A 15,335-nucleotide genomic window follows, 5' to 3' on the forward strand; every position below is an offset into this window, starting at 1 on the left:
GCGCGGGCGGATGCCCCGCAGACACCGCTACGACCCGGCGCGGGCCCCGGTTCGTACGACCCGGCGCGGACCCCGGTGCGTACGACCCGGCGCGGACCCCGGTTCGTACGACCCGGCGCGGACCTCGGTTCGAGGGACAACCGCACGGACACGGGTCCACGCCGAGGAGTGTCCTACCCATGGCCGTCGAGCCCGTCGGACAGTTCCCGCAGACATGCCGAGACCGGGCCGAAGGTGACGAGACCGCTCTGGGCGCCCGCCAACTCCGCTTCCGCCGACTGCAGTTGCCGGAGCGCGCGACGCATCGTGGCCCGGTCGCCCACCGCCACGGCCGCCTTGCCCACCACACACCACAGGGCCTCGGACATGAGGTCGCGCGGCGGCGAGGCGATGTCCTCCAGCGCCGCGCGCGCGGCCTCCGTCTCCCCCGCGCTCACCAGGAGCCACGGGCGGACCCAGTTCTCGTACGGTCCCCAGTCGGCCTCGGCGACGTCCTCGGGTGGCGCGACGCCGTGGGAGAGGTGCAGCCCGAGCCGGGCCAGTGGCAGCAGCCCGTTGCGCAGTCCCGGCATCCCCGCGCCCTCCAGAGCGGCGTCGGCCCGCCGGTATGCCTCGTCGGCCGCGGCGAGCGTTCCGGTCAGGGCGGTGCGCAGGGCGTGGTACCAGGTGGTGAACACGCTCACGAGCGGGAGGCCGTAGCGCTCGGAGAGCCGGTCGGCGGCCACCGCGTGCTGCTCGGCGCCAGCGAGGTCGGACACGGCGCAGCGCGACTGAAGACGGATGAGGTGTCCGAGGACCTCGTACGTCACGAGGTCGTTGCGCTGCGCCAGGGAGACGATCTCGGCACCGACGGCGTCCCGGCGGGGGGAGAGCCCCGCGCGCTGGAAGGTCTGCATGAACACGCCGTTCAGCGCGAAGGCCAGCAGTGGCCCGTCCCCGAGGCCGCGGGCGAGCTGCTCGGCCTGCCGGGCCGCCTGGTAGGCGCGGGCCCGCTCGGTGCCGCGGGACTCCACGGCGACGGTGGCGAGGAGCCGGGCGCGGGCCGGGTCGTGGGCCCCGGCGGGCAGGAGTCGCAGGGTGCGCTCGGCGGCGTCGACCAGCCACTGGGCCTGCTCGGGGTCGTCGGACCGGGTCCAGACCGCCGGTACGTCGTAGATGCCGATGACGCGGGCGGTGAGTTCCGGGTCGCCGAGCTGCTCGGCGGCCGCCACGGCGGACACCCGGTGGCGACGGGCCGCTTCCAGGCCTCCGCCGCCGGTGACGGCCAGGTCGCGCATCAGCCCCGCCGTGGACTCCAGCCGGGCGCGCGCGTACGAGGGGACCGTGCGTTCGTAGGCCGCGGTCGCCTCCGCCCAGACCTGGGCGGCCGTACCGCCGGGACCGGGATCGAGATGCCCGGCCTGGCGCAGGACGTCGGTCTCCAGGCGGCGCAGTCTCGGTCCCGGGTCGATGCCCATCTGCTCACCGAGCAGGCGCCGGGCCCGTCCCACGACCGAGAGCGCGTCGCTCTGGCGACCCGACCGGTAGAGCGCCAGCACCAGCAGGTACCAGCCGTCCTCGCGCCAGGGGTGCTCGGTCACGTACGCGTCCAGGTCCGGGACCGCCTGGGCGGCGGCGCCCAGGGCGATCTGTGCCTCGGCGCGGCGCTCCAGTGCCTGGCAGTTCAGTTCCCCCAGCCGTGAGCGTTCCGCGCGGACCCAGGGGGCGTCGTCGAGACCGGCATACGCGGGGCCGCGCCACCAGCCGAGCGCCTCGGTGAGGCGGCTGACGGCCTCGCTGGGCGGCAGTTCCGCGGCGGAGGCGATGGCCCGCTCGAAGCGCCAGGCGTCCACGTCCTCCTCCTGCGCCTTCAGGGCGTAGCCGGGCCCCTCGGTGACGAGCAGGTGGGGCTTGGCGCGGGGCGGCCGGTCGGGTTCGAGGGCGCGGCGCAGCGCGGCGACGAAGGTGCGCACGGAACTCACCGCGTCCGCCGGGGGCTCCTCCCAGAGGTCCTCCACGAGCCGCGCGACGGGGACGACGCGGCGGCGCGCGACGAGGAGCCGGGCCAGTACCGCCCGGTGCCTGGGCCCCTTGAGCGCGACCGGGTCCCCCTGCGGGTCCCAGGCGGCCACCGGCCCCAGGACACCGAGCGTCAGGCCCATCGCAGTCGTCCGTTCCGGCAGGGAATCACGAGGTCAAACGTACAGCGCTCATCGGTTGTTCATTCACCGCCCGCAGGCTTCGTACAGGGACGAGCGCCCGGCCCACGGCCGACGCGGCACCTGACAGCGGAAACGACTCACCAGAAACGAGCGGCACCATGACACCCACCATCCCGGACTTCCAGTACCAGCGCGTCAGCGTCACCGAGGGCGTGTCCCTCAACGTGGCGGTCGGCGGATCGGGCACTCCGATCGTCCTGCTGCACGGCTTTCCGGAGACCCACCTCATGTGGCGGCACGTCGCCGCCGACCTCGCCGCCGACCACACCGTCATCGTTCCCGACCTGCGCGGCTACGGCGACAGCGACAAGCCGCTGGAGGACGGCCCCGACACCTACTCCAAGCGGACCATGGCCCAGGACGTCGTCACGCTCGCCCAGCGCCTCGGGCACGAGCGCTTCGCCCTGGCCGGTCACGACCGCGGCGCGCTGGTCGCCTTCCGCGCCGGCCTCGACCACCCGGCCGTCATCACCCACCTGGCCTGCCTCGACGTCCTGCCCACGCTGGACATGTGGGAGGCACTGCACGGTGTCACGGCGGCCGTCGGCTTCCACCTGTACCTGATGGCCCAGCCCCCCGGCCTGCCCGAGAAGATGATCCAGGCCAGCTCGGACGAGTTCTTCGGCTACTTCCTGGACGTCTGGGCCAACAACCCGGACGCCGTCCCGGCCGATGTGCGGGAGGCCTACCTCACGGCGTGCCGCGAGGCCGTCCCCTCGATCGTGGCCGACTACCGCGCGTCCGCCGGTATCGACGTGGACCACGACCGTGCCGACCGCGCCGCGGGCAACCAGCTCGCCATGCCGGTGTCGGTGCTCCAGCAGGACTGGGGCGCGGCCCTCGGCTACGAGGCCGCCGCCCTGTGGGGCGCCTGGGCAAAGGACCTGGACCACTCCACCGTTTCCACCGGCCACTTCATGGCCGAGGAGGCGCCGGAGGACATCGCGGGGGCACTGCGGACGCTGCTGGCCCGCTCCTGACGGCGCGCGCGGCGGGCGGGAGTACCGCCCGCCGCGCGCAAGGAGGCCACCGGCCATCCGCTGCCCGGGTACCGACGGCCCCGGCATGACGCGCAACAGGCCGTCGGCGACGCGGGAGCCGGGGCTCGCTCACCGGTCCTGAGCGCCGTCAGCGCGGGCATCCGTGCGAGGTGGGCGGCGCGCCGGGCCGCGAGCTGACGGCCGTCGGCTACGGGGACGAGTCCTACGTCGCGGGCGCGTTCAGCGTCCCGGGCGAGCGTGATCACCCATGACGGGCCGCCAGCGGGGGACCGTTCAGGGCATGCGGCGGAGGGGTAGCGAGCGCGCGCGTGGCGGGTCCGTCCTCTCCCCCGGTTCGCTCGCCGTCTGCTGAGGACTCGTTACAGCATGATGAGCGGGTCTTCAGGCGTCGTGACGACAGGCCCGGACGCGGGGCGCCGTGCCCCGGTGCCAGGGCTGCGGAGGTGCGCTGGCTTCGCCCGGGGGGTGGTCAGGGGCGGGGGCTGAGTACTTCCAGGGCGCCGGTGAGGGTGTCGTAGCTGCGCAGGGTGGTGAGCCGGAGTGACGGCGGCGGTGCCGGGAGCAGCTCGGGGATGCGCCGGTCGGTGAAGGCGCCGGTCCGTCGGGTCCGGCCGAGGGTGATGTGCGGGTTCCAGCGGCCGGGTTCGTGGAGGGGGTTGAGGGTGTCGGGCGGGCTGTCGGAGGCCACCGCCTCCCATACCCGGCGGTGCAGGGCGGCGAGCGCGGAGTCGAGGTCCAGTGCCCAGGCCAGCACCGAGGTGGGCCGCTGGAAGCGGACCGTGCCGGTGCACCGGACCGGCAGCGGGAGGGCGGCGGCCACTTCGGCGAGTTCCCAGCGGATCGGGGCGGTCAGTTCCGGGCAGGCGGCCAGGGTGAGGTGGGGGCTGTTGGTGGGTGAGCGGTGCCGGGCCTGACTGGGCAGTCCCGCGTCCGCCAGCCGCCGCCAAGCCTCCCGGACCGCCAGCTCCGCCGTCTCGTCCAACAGCAGTTCGACCGTGCGCACCGCCGTAGCCTACCGGCGGCAGCCTGCGCCCGCGTATCCGGCCGGGCGCTCCGGGGATCGGCCTCGCCCGGGAAGTGCGCGCGGAGTCCTTCCCTTCGTGCCGGTGCCGGTGCCGGTGGCGGCCAGAGGTGGGGTCACCTTCGGCGTCGGCGGAGGCTCGGAGCCGCCCCGGTCCGGCCGGGGCTGACTGGCGGCGGACTGGCGGCGGACTGGCGGCGGACGGTCAGCTGGCCTGGGCGGTCGGCATGACGGTCACCTGCTGGAGGTTGGCCCGCGGGGGGAGGGAGGCGATGAACCCGACGGTGTGGGCGATGTCCTCGGGCTTGAGCCACTCCATGGTCTCCTTGGAGCCCTCCAGCCAGGCCAGGGCGCCCTCGTCGGTGACGTGACTTTGCAGTTCGGTGCCGACGATGCCGGGTTCGACCGCCGAGACACGGACCTTCTTCGCTCCCAGCTCGGCCCTCAGGTGGCGGGAGAGATGGGTGACGTATGCCTTGGTCGCTGAGTAGACGGCGAAGTTCGGGAAGATGTTCTGTGCCGCGATCGAGGACGTGTTGATCAGGTCGGCGACTCCGCGCTCCTCCGCGGTCGTCACCAGCTGGGGGATGAACGCGCCGATGACGTTCATCAGGCCGGTGATGTTGAGGTCGATCTGGTGCTGCCACTGGTCGTCGGCGAGTTCCTCGACGGGGGCGGGGAGCATCACCCCCGCGTTGTTGAACAGCAGGTCGGCGCCGCCGAACTCGGCCGTGACCCGGTCCGCCGCCGCCCGTACGGCCGCCGCGTCGGTCACGTCGACGGCAAGGGCGAGGGCCTGCCCGCCGTTCTTCTCGATCCGGGCGACCAACTGGTCCAGTCGGTCCGCGCGCCGGGCCAGGACGGCGACACGAGCGCCGAGCCCGGCCAGGTGCTCGGCGGACGCCTCGCCGATACCGCTGGAGGCGCCGGTGACGACCGCGACGCGGCCGGAGAGGGAACGGGCGGAAGACGTCTGCGTGGTCATGGGGGCATGCCTTTCCAGGGTGGTTGAAGGGGGTGTGCGCCGTGGCCTGTCGCCATCGGCCTGTGCACAAGAACACCACCCGCGGATGTCTCGTGGGGCGGCGGAGAGGGCCCTGACCAGGCAGGTATCCGTAAGGGAGGTACTGGCAGTACCACTTGGCCCCGGGCACGGCCCGCTCTCACCCGCCACACTGGGTCCATGGATGACCGCGGTGGCGAACTCGCTGACTTCCTGCGCACCCGTCGTGCCCGGGTCTCCCCTGACGACGCGGGGCTGCCCGAGGACGGCCGGGCCCGTCGCGTGCCCGGCCTGCGTCGCGATGAGGTCGCCAGGCTGGCGGGAGTCAGTACGGAGTACTACACCCGCATCGAGCAGGGCCGGGCGCACAACCCCTCCCCCGAGGTCCTCGATGCTCTCGCCAGGACTCTGCGGCTCGACCCCGCTGAGCGGGAGTACCTCATGGACCTCCTGGCGCGGCCCACGCCGGTCCGCCGTGCCCCGGCCAGTCCGCAGCGTGTGCGTCCCGGGCTGCGTCTGATGCTGCAGACCCTCGGCCACGTGCCCGCGTTCATCCTCGGCCGACGTACGGACGTCCTGGCGTCCAACCGTCTCGCGCGTGAGGTCATCACCGACTTCGACGCCCTGCCCGTGCCTCGCCGGAACCTGGCCCGCTACTACCTTCTGGAACCCGAGGCCCGCGAGCGGGTCGGCGACTGGGAACGGATCGCCGCCGAGACCGTCGCGATCCTGCGCCTGGAGGCCGGTCGCAGCCCTCATGACCGCCAGCTCGCCGACCTCGTCGGCGAACTCACCGTGAAGTCACCGGAGTTCTCCGTGTGGTGGAACGACCACCGGGTGCTGCGCCGGACCCACGGCGCGAAGCACTACCGCCATCCCCTCGTCGGCGAGCTGCACTTCTCCTACGAGTCCTTCCAGGCGCCCGGTGACGCGGACCAGACGCTGTGCGTCTACAACGTCGAACCCGGCTCCGGCACCGCCGAGGCCCTGCGGCTCCTCACCAGCTGGACCGCTCCACAGACGTCGGGTGCGCCGGACGCGGGAGCGTAGGGGTGGCAGGTTCCCACACGGGCGCGGTCAGGGTGCGGGGGCGGTCGGGAGGGTGCGGGTGCCGTAGCCTTCGGCGAGTTTGCGGTTCGGCGTAGGGACGCGAACCAGGTCGGCGTCAAGGCCGTGCAGCTCGCCGCGCCGCCGTGTCGGTCACCATGACGTCGGCGTCCGGGCCGACGGCTCCCGCCTGCGGTGGGCCCTGACGGCGGGTCGGGGGCGTCCGGCCGCTGCCGCCGTCGTCGTTGCTGTCGCTGTCCCGTCGCGCGCGGGTGGGGCGGCCGAGGGCCACTCCGGTCAGGACGAGTGCCAGGCCGCCCAGTTGTTGGGCGGTGAGTGTCTCGGAGGCGAGTGCCGTGCCGAGCAGGACGCCCGTGACGGGGTTGACCAGTCCGATCAGGCCCACCGTCCCCGCGGGCAGGTGCCGCAGGCCGGTGAACCAGACGGTGAAGGCCAGTGCGGTGGCCACCAGGGCGACGTAGGCGAAGGCGAGGAGCGCCGACAGAGAAAGTGCGGGGGGAGGGCCCTCTACGGCCGCGGCGGCCGGGAGCAGCAGGAGGCCTCCGGCGGTCAGTTGCCAGGCGGTCGAGGCGAGGACGTCGGTGTCGGTGCCCCAGCGTTTGGTGAGGACGTAGCCGAAGGACGACACGAGCATGGCGGCGGCCGAGGCGAGGACTCCCCAGGGGTTCACTCCGTCCGCACCGGTGAGCAGCATGAGGCACACCCCGGCGAGTCCGATCGCGGCACCGGTCAGGTGGGGGGTTCGGGGGCGCTCGGACACCAGCGGCCAGGCGATGAGCATCATCGTCAGCGGGGACACCGCCATGACGGTCGAGGCCAGGCTTGTCGGGAGGGTCTGGGAGGCGACGTAGACGAGGGTGAAGAACACGCTCACGTTGAGCAGGCCGAGTACGGCGGATCTCCCCCACCAGGCGCCGCGTGGCCGTTGCCTGCGCAGGGCGAGCAGGAGGAGACCTGCGGGCAGTGCCCGCCAGGCGGCTCCGTACAGCGGGCTGTCGGCGGGGAGGAACGCGTGGGTGACGAAGTAGTTGGTTCCCCAGGCCACCGGTGCGATCGCGGTCAGGGCCACCCACCGCAGCGTATTACCTTCCATGGAAGCCAATATAGCTTCCATGGAAGGTAGTGTGGAGCGATGGAAGATCGACGACTGTTGGATCATGTAGCCCGTATCCAGGCGGAGTGGCGCCGCGAGCGGCCTGACGTCGATGTCACTCCGCAGGGGGTGATCGGCCGACTGCACCGCCTGGGCGGGCTGCTCACCGAGGAACTGACCCGGGTGTACGGCCGCTACGGCCTCAGCGAGGGCGAGTTCGACGTCCTGTGCGCGCTGCGGCGCGCCGGTGAGCCCTACGAGCGGGCGCCCGGGGAGCTGGCCGTGCACACCATGGTCACCACCGGCGCGATGACCAAGAGGATCGACCGCCTGGAGCGGGCCGGACTCGTCACCCGCCGCCGGTCGGACGACGACCAGCGCGGCCGGATCGTCGCCCTCACCGGGCCCGGCCGGGAACTGATCGACCGGGCGTTCACCGACCACATGCGCAACGAGCGCCACCTGCTGGATCTGCTGACCCCGGCTGAGGCCGAGACGCTCGAGGCGCTGCTCACCGCCTGGCTCGCCCGGGTGGAACAACCGCGCCCCTCCGGTGGCGAGGACTACCGGGACCAGGGGGCGCACTGAAGCCGAGGCCCTCGCACCGCCGGAGGTTCGCCGGGCTCTGCGGTCCCACGCACCAAGGGCTCCGTGACCGAGGCGTTCACGCGGGAGGGCATCCAGCTGGCCACCGACACCGTGCTGGCCGTCCAGCGCGAGGGCGCCGCCCCGCCGGGAGACCCGGTTCCGCTGGTCACCCTGGTCTGGTCGCTCGGAGCCGGTCTGGCCGTGCCCGCCGTCGACGGTCCGATGGACGAGATGTCGGCCGCGCTCGGTTCCCACGCGACCGGGCTGACGGCCCAGGTCGCGGCCCTCTTCCGGCAGATGCCGCGGGCCGTCCCGGAGGGGTGCTGAGCGATGCGCAGGAGCCGCTGATCGGGTGCTGAGGCGGACGTCCGCGCCGCAGAAGGCCGCCGTGCTGTGGGGGGAAGGGCTCGGTCGTCTCAGGATGCTCTGCGTCGTGGCCGCCGTGGACGGCCGCTGCCTTCTCCTCATACGGCCGCCCTCACCGCCGTAGCCACACGACCTTCGTGGCCGTGACGGTGCGCCGCGACGGGCGCGCGACCGTCCTGCTCGAAGTCGCCAACTCCGGGCCCCGGGTCGGCCCCGGCATCACCGGCCCTCTCTTCGAGCCCTTCTGACCGCGCCACGCCCCGCGTCGGCAGCGAACGCGGTCATGGTCTCGGCCTCGCTCTGGTCCGCTCCGTCGTGCGGGCCCATGGCGGCGGCGTCTCCGCCACTGCCCGCCGTGGCGGAGGGCTCGCCCAGCGGGTTCGGCTGCCCGGGTGCACGGAGTGAGCGCACCCGGCTCGCCGGGGTGCCTCCTGGGAGAGGAGCCCGCGCCGAACGCCTGACCAGCAGTCATCACACCGGTGTCGTAGCGGCTCCCCAGGCGTGCGCGCACAGCTCCCGTTCGACCGCGTCCGTGTAGACGGCCGCGGCCAGCCAGGCCCGGGTGAAGTGGTGGGTGTCGGTCGGGAGCAGGCGGCCGAAAGGGTCGCGGGTGCGGTCGCGGGCGGTGGTGTGGAGGGTGTCGAGGAGGTCGCCCGCCGTGGTGAGGCCGAGGTGGCGCAGGCGCGCGCCGTCGCCGGATCCGCCGCGGGTGAGGGTGAGGACGCGGCGGCCCCCGGACACCGTCTGGTGGACGCGGCGGCGCAGCAGGTGCAGGGGGGCCTCGTCGTCGGTGGGGGCCGTGGCCGGTGGTGGGGGTGTGCCGGTGGGCAGGTCGGCGTGCTGGAGGCGGTCCAGGCCCAGGTCCACCCGGGCGGCCGGGTCGGTGGGGTGCTCGATGGCCAGCAGCAGGGCGCGGGGACGCTGGCCAGGGGCCAGGCGCGCGATGATCCGCAGTCGGCGGCCCCGGGTGGCGGCGAGCAGGCGGAGGTTGTCGCGGTAGGGCAGCGCGGGGTCGTGGTGGGCGGTGGCCAGCCGCAGGGGCAGTCCCGCGCAGTCGGCCAGCAGGCACTCGCCCGTCGTCTCGCGCACCGTGCCCGTGAGGGTCACCTCCAGGAACAGCAGGTCCTGCCCGCCGTTCAGGGCACCGGCCACCTGCTCGGCGGCGGGTACGGCCCACAGCCGGTCCAGCGGTGCGGCGTGCCAGGCGGCCCCGGACGCGCGGACCGCCCGCACCGCGGCGCCCGCGCCGAGGCGGCCCGTGGGCGAGACGGTGGCACCGGACACGGCCAGGCCCGCGCGGGACAGTTCCCGGTGGGTCAGGGCCGTGTCGCCGATCCGTACGGTCCGGTCGGCCGCCCCGGTCGCCCGCGCGGCACCGCCCGGTGCCACGTCCGACACCGTGTACAGGCGTCCCTCGGCGTCGGCCGTCCAGGTGACCGCGCCCGCGTAGCCGGTCGCCGTCAGGACCGGTTCGGAGAACAGCCCGTACAGCCGCAGCGAGCCGTCCGGGCGGTACGGCTGCCGCGCCGTGCCGCGCAGTCCGGCCAGGTCGGTGCCGGTGGCCCGGGGCAGGCGGTGCGCGACGGTCAGGACGTCGGCGAGGGTGCGGGCGAGGTCGGCGAGGCGGTAGCCGGGGTCGGCGGAGCGGGCCGAGCGCACCTCGGTGACCACGGAGACGGCGGCGGCAAAGGCCCGGGGCAGGCCCGCGAGGCGGGCGGTGTGCGCGGCCCGCAGGAGTTCCGCCTGGAGCACGGCGCCCGCGCCGTCCGTGCCCGCTTCCAGGACGGCGGCAGCCGCGTCGTACACCGCTCGGGCGGCGGCGACCGTCTCCGGGTCGGGCCCCGTGTGTGTCCCGGTCTCCTTCTCCTCTTCCGTCACCTCGCCGGACTCGGGTGCCGCGTCGTCGGCGACCGGTGCCGCCGACGCCGCCGCGGCGCGGTGCAGGCAGTCGGGGGCCAGCAGGCAGCCGCAGCGGATCGCGTCCGCGGTGGTGACCGCGGTGCCGGACACCCGCAGGGTCACGTCGGTGTCGTCGTCCACGGCGATCCGTACGGTGTCGCCCTCGCGGCTGACCGGACGGGCCGCGAGCTTGGCCACGCCCGCGTCCAGCCGTTTGCGCAGCCGGGGTGAGAGCGCCGCGACGAGTTCGGCGGTGACGGACGGGGCGACCGGGGGCAGGTCCGGGCTCATGCGATCTTCTCCCCTACCCAGCGGGCGAGTTCGAGCGGACTGAGGGCGGCCACGGGCATGCCCGCGGCGACGAGTTGACCGGCGACCGCCGTGGAGTAGCGGGGCAGGCCCGTGTCGTCCAGGCTCGCGCAGCCCAGGACGTGGCACCCGGCCGAGACCAGCGCGCGGACCTCGGCGAGCAGGCCGCCGAGCGGATAGCCCTCCTCGAAGTCGCTGACGACCACGACCAGGGTGCGCGACGGTACGGTGACCAGTTCCCGCGCGTGCCGCAGCCCCGCCGCGATGTGGGTGCCGCCGCCCACGCTGACCTCCAGCAGCAGCGACAGCGGGTCGTCCACGTGCCCGGTGAGGTCGATGACCTCCGTGGAGAACGCCAGGAAGTGGGTGGACAGGGTCGGCACTCCCGCCAGCACCGAGGCGGTCAGCGCGGCCCAGACGGTGGACGCCTCCATGGACCCCGACACGTCCGTGACCAGGATCAGCCGCCAGTCGGCCGCCCGGCGCGCCCGGGTGCGGAACACCGGCCGCTCGGGGATCACCCGGACCGTGCCGTCCGCGGCGCGGCGGGCCGTCGCCAGGTTGGCCCGCAGGGTGCGGGGCAGGTCCAGGCCGCCGCCGGGGCGTCTGCTGGGGCGCGGCAGTGTGGTGCCGTGCAGGGCGGGGCGCAGGCGGGTGGCCAGTTGCCGGGTCAGCGCGTCGACGAGCCGCCGTACGAGGGGGCGCAGGGCGGCCAGCCGGGCCTCGGGCAGGCCGCCCGCGTGGCGCAGGACCGTGCGCAGCAGGTCCACCGAGGGGCGCACGCTGTCGGCGTCCAGTTCGGTCAGGACGTCCCTGCGGCCCGATGCCGCTGCCGCCGCGAGGACTTCCTCGCGGATGCCCGGTCCGAACAGGACGGCCAGTTCCTCGGACCACTCCCGCACCCCGGGGTAGGGCGCCTCCCGTCCGGCGCCGGTGCCCCGGCCGGTCAGGTCGCCCCGGCTGCCTTCGCCCCGTCCGCTGCCGTACAGCTCGTCCAGCGCGGTCGCCAACGGGGTCGCGGAGGGCGGCAGTTGGTCGGTGCGGCGGCCCAGCAGGAGGCGCCAGCGGTCGGCGGGGGCGAGGAGGTGGTCCTGGTCGTGCGCTGCCCGAGGGGCGGTGGATGGCGCGGTGGTGGTGGCCGGGTGGGCATGTGCCGGTGGGGGCAGCAGCCCCAGGGACGCCAGGGTCTCGCGGGCCGTGAGGTCGGCCGCGGTCCAGGCGGCGAGCGCGGCCGGGTCGGTCCCGTCGGTGCCGGTGATGCGTGCGGTGTCCAGGCGTTCCTCGACGGCCGTGCAGAGGCGGTCGCGGGCGGCGGGGCTGAGGGTGTCGAAGCCGCCGCGCAGTGCGGGCAGGCGGTCGAGGAAGTCCCGGTCGGGCAGTTCGGACACCCGGGTGAGCAGGGGTTCCAGCGCGGGCGGCGCCGCCTCCAGCAGGGGACCGGCGGCGGTCAGCACTCCGGTGAGGCGGGCGGTGAGCGCGGCGCGGGCGTCCGGGTGGGTGGCCCCGTCGATCCAGGAGGCCACCCGGTCGCCGAAGACCCCGGCGTCCTGCTGTCCGAGCAGGACCCGTACGGCACCGGCGGCCCCGCGCATCAACGGGGAGCCGTCGGCGGCGAGGCGGGCCAGGGCGTCCGCGAGCCGGATGCCGCCCACCTCATCCGCGCGGTGGGCGAGTTCGAGCAGGGCGTGGGCGTCGGCGGGGTCCTCGGAGCCGGTCAGGCCGTCCACCTGCCGTACCGCGGCGGCCGTGAGCCGTTCCGCCGCGGCCGACGCCCGCGCCGTACGGTCGCTGTCGGCGTCGAGGCCGGGGATGTGACCGGCCCGCAGCCGGTCCAGCAACGCCAGGGCGGCGAGCAGTTCCGGCAGGGTCCCGGCCTGGGGCAGGACGTCCGCGACGTCGTCGAGGCGCTCGTCGGCGAGCGCGGTCAGGCCGCACCGCGCGGCCTGTTCGAGTCCGGTGAGGGTGTGGGCGGCGGTCGGCCCGCCCTCGTCGCGCTCGGCTCGCCGCCGCTCGCGCAGGACCCCTTCGGCGGCCTGCGCGGCAGTGACCCCGCGCACACCGGCCGCGGTCAGCATGGCCGCCGTGGCGGGTGTCCAGCGCACCTCCCAGCGGGAGGTGAGGGCGTCCGCGCCGCCCGCGCCGACGACCTCCTTGGCCTGCCCGTAGGGCACCGCGCACACCTCGAGGCGGCGCAGCAGCAGTTCACGGCGGCGGTCGAGGTCGGAGCGCAGCGGGTCCAGCCGCAGGTCCCGCGACGCGCCGGGGTCGTCCTCGGTGGGGCCGGGCAGGCCGAGCTGTGCCACCTCGGCCTCGACGGCGGGGCCGAGGCCGCTGCGCGGTGCCCGCGGGGCGGGGCGTCCGGTGCGCGTGCCGACGAGGACGCGCTCCATCGCCCGGGCCACGGCCCGGCCCCGTCCGTAGGGCTCGCCCTGGGCGAGGACGGTCTGTACGGCTTCGGCGAGTTCGCCGCGGCCCGCCGCGGGCAGGCCGCGCAGCCGGGCGAGGTCCGCGGCGAGCCGGGTGATCTCCCGTGCGTCGGCGGGGCCCGAGGGGTGGCCGAGGTCGCGCAGTGCGGCGCAGACGCGTACGGCCGCCCGGGTGAGGGCGTCCTCCAGCGCCGCCGGGTCGCCCGCCGCGTGCAGGACCATGTCCTGCCACTCCGGGTCGCGGATGCCCGCCGGGTAGCCGGAGCGTTCGTCGAGGAGGGCGTAGGTGTACGGGATGAGGGAGGTCGCCCAGGCGGGGGCGCCGGTGGTGGCCGTGGTGGCCTCCTGCCGCGCGGTGGTGGCCGTGGCGCCCTCCTGCCGCGCGGTGGTGGCCATGGTGGCCTCCTGCCGCGCGGTGGTGGCCATGGTGGCCTCCTGCCGCGCGGTGGCGTCCGGTCGTAGGAGCGCTGGGGCGTGGAAGGCGCCGACCACCACGGCGGCGCGCTGCCCGTTCGCGGTGGCCTCGGTGAGGCGGGCGCGCATCCAGTGCTCGCGGCGCAGGTCCAGCTCCGGTACGCCGCCCGAGGCGGCCGCGTCCTCACGCAGGGCCCAGCCGGTGAGCAGGGCCGCCCGGCGCAGGGCCTGGGGTGGGGAGCCGGGGGCGGTGGCCTCCACGAGGCGGTCCCACAGGTCGTCCCCGCGACGGCCCGTCAGCCGGGCCCGCAGGGCGGTGGCCAGGCCGGGGCCGTCCGTGGGGGCCGCCGTGGCCCGCCGTCCCGCGCGCCAGGCGCCGTCGGCCAGGGGCAGGTCGCAGGCGACGACCGGCACCGCGTGGCGGGTGGCCCAGCGTACGGCGGCCAGTTCCGGTGAGAAGTCGGCGAACGGGTAGAACGCCAGCCCGCTGCCGCTGCCGTCGTTCGGGGCGGCGGCCAGCGCCACCGGGGCCCGTGTCTCCTCGTGGCCCAGCCAGGGCAGCCACGGCTGCATCTCGGCCGGTAGTTCGACGAGCAGGACGTCCGGCCGGGCCTGCTCCAGCAGCGCGGGCATGGCGGCGGCCAGGGAGGGCGCGTGGTGCCGTACGCCGATGAGGTGGGGCGCGGACGCGTCGGTGAGGGCGGCGAGCGCCTCGTCGGGCGGGACGCCCGGGCCGGGGGCGGGCGCCTGGCGGGTCTGGGACACGGCGGTCAGCCCTCCAGGACCGTGCGCAGGTCCCACAGGGTGCGCCAGGTGGCGGAGCCCTGTTCGGCGCGGCGGCGGACGGGGCCGTCCCAGTAGCCGCGCAGGCGGGCGGCGTCGGCGGGGTCGTCCTTGCGGACCACGCCGAGCAGATGACCGGGCAGCAGCCCGAGGACATCGCGGTCGCCCGGGAAGTACGCCGCTGCCAGCGCGAGCGCCCCGGCGACGGAGACGGCCTCCGCGGTGCTCATCACCGTCGACGGCCGCTCCACCTCCCAGCCCTCCGCCGAGCGGCCCTCGCGCAGGTCCCGGAAGGCGGTGACCAGCGCCTCGAGCACGGCGTCGTCGACCTGGAACAGCGCTCCCGCGCGTGCCACGGACGCCTGTGCCTGGCCGCGGACCAGCGCGGTCTCCGCGTCGAGGTCCCCGATGGGGCCGACCGTCTCGAAGTTGAAGCGGCGCTTGAGGGCCGCGGACATCTCCGAGACGCCCTTGTCGCGGAGGTTGGCGGTGGCGATCAGGTTGAAGCCGGGCGCCGCGTGCGCCAGGGCGTCCTCGGTACCGGCCAGTTCGGGTACGGCGATGCGCCGCTCGGACAGCAGTGACACCAGCGAGTCCTGCACTTCGGGCAGGCAGCGGGTGACCTCCTCGACACGGGCGAGGGCGCCGCGGGACATCGCGGTCAGGACCGGGGACGGTACGAGCGCCTGCCGGGTGGGCCCCTGGGCGAGGAGGAGCGCGTAGTTCCAGCCGTACTTGAGCTGGTCCTCGGTGGTGCCCGCGGTGCCCTGCACGACCAGGCCGCTGGTGCCGCACACGGCGGCGGCCAGCAGTTCCGACAGCATCGACTTGGCGGTCCCGGGCTCGCCGACCAGGAGCAGACCGCGCTCCCCGGCGAGGGTCACCACGCACCGCTCGACCAGGGCCCGGTCGCCGACGAACTTGCCCTCGATGGTGAGGCGGCGCGGTACCGCGTCGGGGGTCTCGGCGTGGTCGGGCAGTTTCAGGGCCGTGCCGTCGCTGCCCATGACGAAGGTGACCACCGCGCGCGGGGTGAGCCGCCAGGCGGGCGGGCGCGGTCCGTCGTCGTAGGCGGCGAGGAAGGCGAGTTCGGTCGCGTACCGCTCCTCGGGCGGGACGATCTGACGGGCCGGGGCCTGGGCGGGGATGGTCATCGGTGTGGG

The 15,335-nt window shown here is 75.1% G+C and carries 11 protein-coding genes and 1 pseudogene; 5 read left to right on the top strand and 7 right to left on the bottom strand.

Features of this window, described 5'->3' with window-relative positions; all coding sequences use genetic code 11:
• Nucleotides 1-173: 173 nt before the first annotated feature.
• Nucleotides 174-2,141, bottom strand: a complete 1,968-nt coding sequence (locus ACFVQG_RS29785; RefSeq protein WP_383389234.1) for a BTAD domain-containing putative transcriptional regulator — start codon at nt 2,139-2,141, stop codon at nt 174-176.
• Nucleotides 2,142-2,299: 158 nt separating this feature from the next.
• Between ACFVQG_RS29785 and ACFVQG_RS29790 the strand changes: the two genes are divergently transcribed.
• A complete protein-coding gene (locus ACFVQG_RS29790) occupies nt 2,300-3,181 on the top strand; it encodes an alpha/beta fold hydrolase (protein ID WP_383389236.1) in 882 nt (293 codons plus the stop codon).
• 490 nt (nt 3,182-3,671) lie between these two features.
• Here ACFVQG_RS29790 and ACFVQG_RS29795 read toward each other — a convergent pair whose 3' ends face one another.
• Nucleotides 3,672-4,205 (bottom strand): 2'-5' RNA ligase family protein, encoded by a 534-nt coding sequence (locus ACFVQG_RS29795; RefSeq protein ID WP_383389238.1) that lies wholly within the window; start codon nt 4,203-4,205, stop codon nt 3,672-3,674.
• A 223-nt stretch (nt 4,206-4,428) separates the two neighbouring features.
• The gene (locus ACFVQG_RS29800; RefSeq protein ID WP_383389240.1) at nt 4,429-5,208 is read right to left on the bottom strand and encodes an SDR family oxidoreductase; all 780 of its coding nucleotides are present in this window, start codon (nt 5,206-5,208) and stop codon (nt 4,429-4,431) included.
• 198 nt (nt 5,209-5,406) lie between these two features.
• On the opposite strand from ACFVQG_RS29800, the gene ACFVQG_RS29805 reads away from it, so the two are divergent.
• Entirely contained in the window at nt 5,407-6,276 is an 870-nt protein-coding gene (locus tag ACFVQG_RS29805; RefSeq protein WP_383389242.1) for a helix-turn-helix domain-containing protein, read from the top strand.
• Between the two features lie 115 nt (nt 6,277-6,391).
• Here the strand turns inward: ACFVQG_RS29805 and ACFVQG_RS29810 are convergent, their stop codons facing one another.
• Nucleotides 6,392-7,387, bottom strand: coding sequence for a DMT family transporter (locus ACFVQG_RS29810; protein ID WP_383389244.1), 996 nt, complete (start codon nt 7,385-7,387; stop codon nt 6,392-6,394).
• 39 nt (nt 7,388-7,426) lie between these two features.
• On the opposite strand from ACFVQG_RS29810, the gene ACFVQG_RS29815 reads away from it, so the two are divergent.
• From ACFVQG_RS29815 to ACFVQG_RS29825, 3 genes and pseudogenes are all read left to right on the top strand, one after another.
• Complete coding sequence (locus ACFVQG_RS29815) at nt 7,427-7,975, top strand: MarR family winged helix-turn-helix transcriptional regulator (RefSeq protein WP_383389246.1); 549 nt, start codon at nt 7,427-7,429, stop codon at nt 7,973-7,975.
• Between the two features lie 63 nt (nt 7,976-8,038).
• Nucleotides 8,039-8,302: a hypothetical protein gene (locus ACFVQG_RS29820; protein WP_383389248.1), complete on the top strand. Its 264-nt coding sequence runs from the start codon at nt 8,039-8,041 to the stop codon at nt 8,300-8,302.
• Between the two features lie 297 nt (nt 8,303-8,599).
• Nucleotides 8,600-8,746 (top strand): annotated as a pseudogene (locus ACFVQG_RS29825) (ATP-binding protein); the annotation flags it as partial.
• A 66-nt stretch (nt 8,747-8,812) separates the two neighbouring features.
• On the opposite strand, the gene ACFVQG_RS29830 reads toward ACFVQG_RS29825, so the two are convergent.
• The 3 genes from ACFVQG_RS29830 to ACFVQG_RS29840 are packed head-to-tail and all read right to left on the bottom strand — an operon-like array spanning nt 8,813 to nt 15,326.
• Nucleotides 8,813-10,531, bottom strand: coding sequence for a hypothetical protein (locus tag ACFVQG_RS29830; RefSeq protein WP_383389250.1), 1,719 nt, complete (start codon nt 10,529-10,531; stop codon nt 8,813-8,815).
• Nucleotides 10,528-14,154, bottom strand: a complete 3,627-nt coding sequence (locus ACFVQG_RS29835) for a DUF5682 family protein (protein ID WP_383389252.1) — start codon at nt 14,152-14,154, stop codon at nt 10,528-10,530. The genes ACFVQG_RS29830 and ACFVQG_RS29835 overlap by 4 nt, the downstream gene beginning before the upstream one ends.
• Nucleotides 14,155-14,159: 5 nt before the next feature.
• A complete protein-coding gene (locus ACFVQG_RS29840) occupies nt 14,160-15,326 on the bottom strand; it encodes an AAA family ATPase (RefSeq protein ID WP_383389436.1) in 1,167 nt (388 codons plus the stop codon).
• Nucleotides 15,327-15,335: the final 9 nt, after the last annotated feature.

The sequence above is a fragment of the Streptomyces sp. NPDC057877 genome (assembly GCF_042796855.1).
Taxonomy (GTDB): Bacteria; Actinomycetota; Actinomycetes; order Streptomycetales; family Streptomycetaceae; genus Streptomyces.

What these genes read in the sequence shown, in the direction of transcription:
- ACFVQG_RS29840 (WP_383389436.1), bottom strand. Translation starts at nt 15,326, where the DNA reads ATGACCATCCCCGCCCAGGCCCCGGCCCGTCAGATCGTCCCGCCCGAG.
- ACFVQG_RS29785 (WP_383389234.1), bottom strand. Translation starts at nt 2,141, where the DNA reads ATGGGCCTGACGCTCGGTGTCCTGGGGCCGGTGGCCGCCTGGGACCCG.
- ACFVQG_RS29800 (WP_383389240.1), bottom strand. Translation starts at nt 5,208, where the DNA reads ATGACCACGCAGACGTCTTCCGCCCGTTCCCTCTCCGGCCGCGTCGCG.
- ACFVQG_RS29790 (WP_383389236.1), top strand. Translation starts at nt 2,300, where the DNA reads ATGACACCCACCATCCCGGACTTCCAGTACCAGCGCGTCAGCGTCACC.
- ACFVQG_RS29830 (WP_383389250.1), bottom strand. Translation starts at nt 10,531, where the DNA reads ATGAGCCCGGACCTGCCCCCGGTCGCCCCGTCCGTCACCGCCGAACTC.
- ACFVQG_RS29805 (WP_383389242.1), top strand. Translation starts at nt 5,407, where the DNA reads ATGGATGACCGCGGTGGCGAACTCGCTGACTTCCTGCGCACCCGTCGT.
- ACFVQG_RS29815 (WP_383389246.1), top strand. Translation starts at nt 7,427, where the DNA reads ATGGAAGATCGACGACTGTTGGATCATGTAGCCCGTATCCAGGCGGAG.
- ACFVQG_RS29810 (WP_383389244.1), bottom strand. Translation starts at nt 7,387, where the DNA reads ATGGAAGGTAATACGCTGCGGTGGGTGGCCCTGACCGCGATCGCACCG.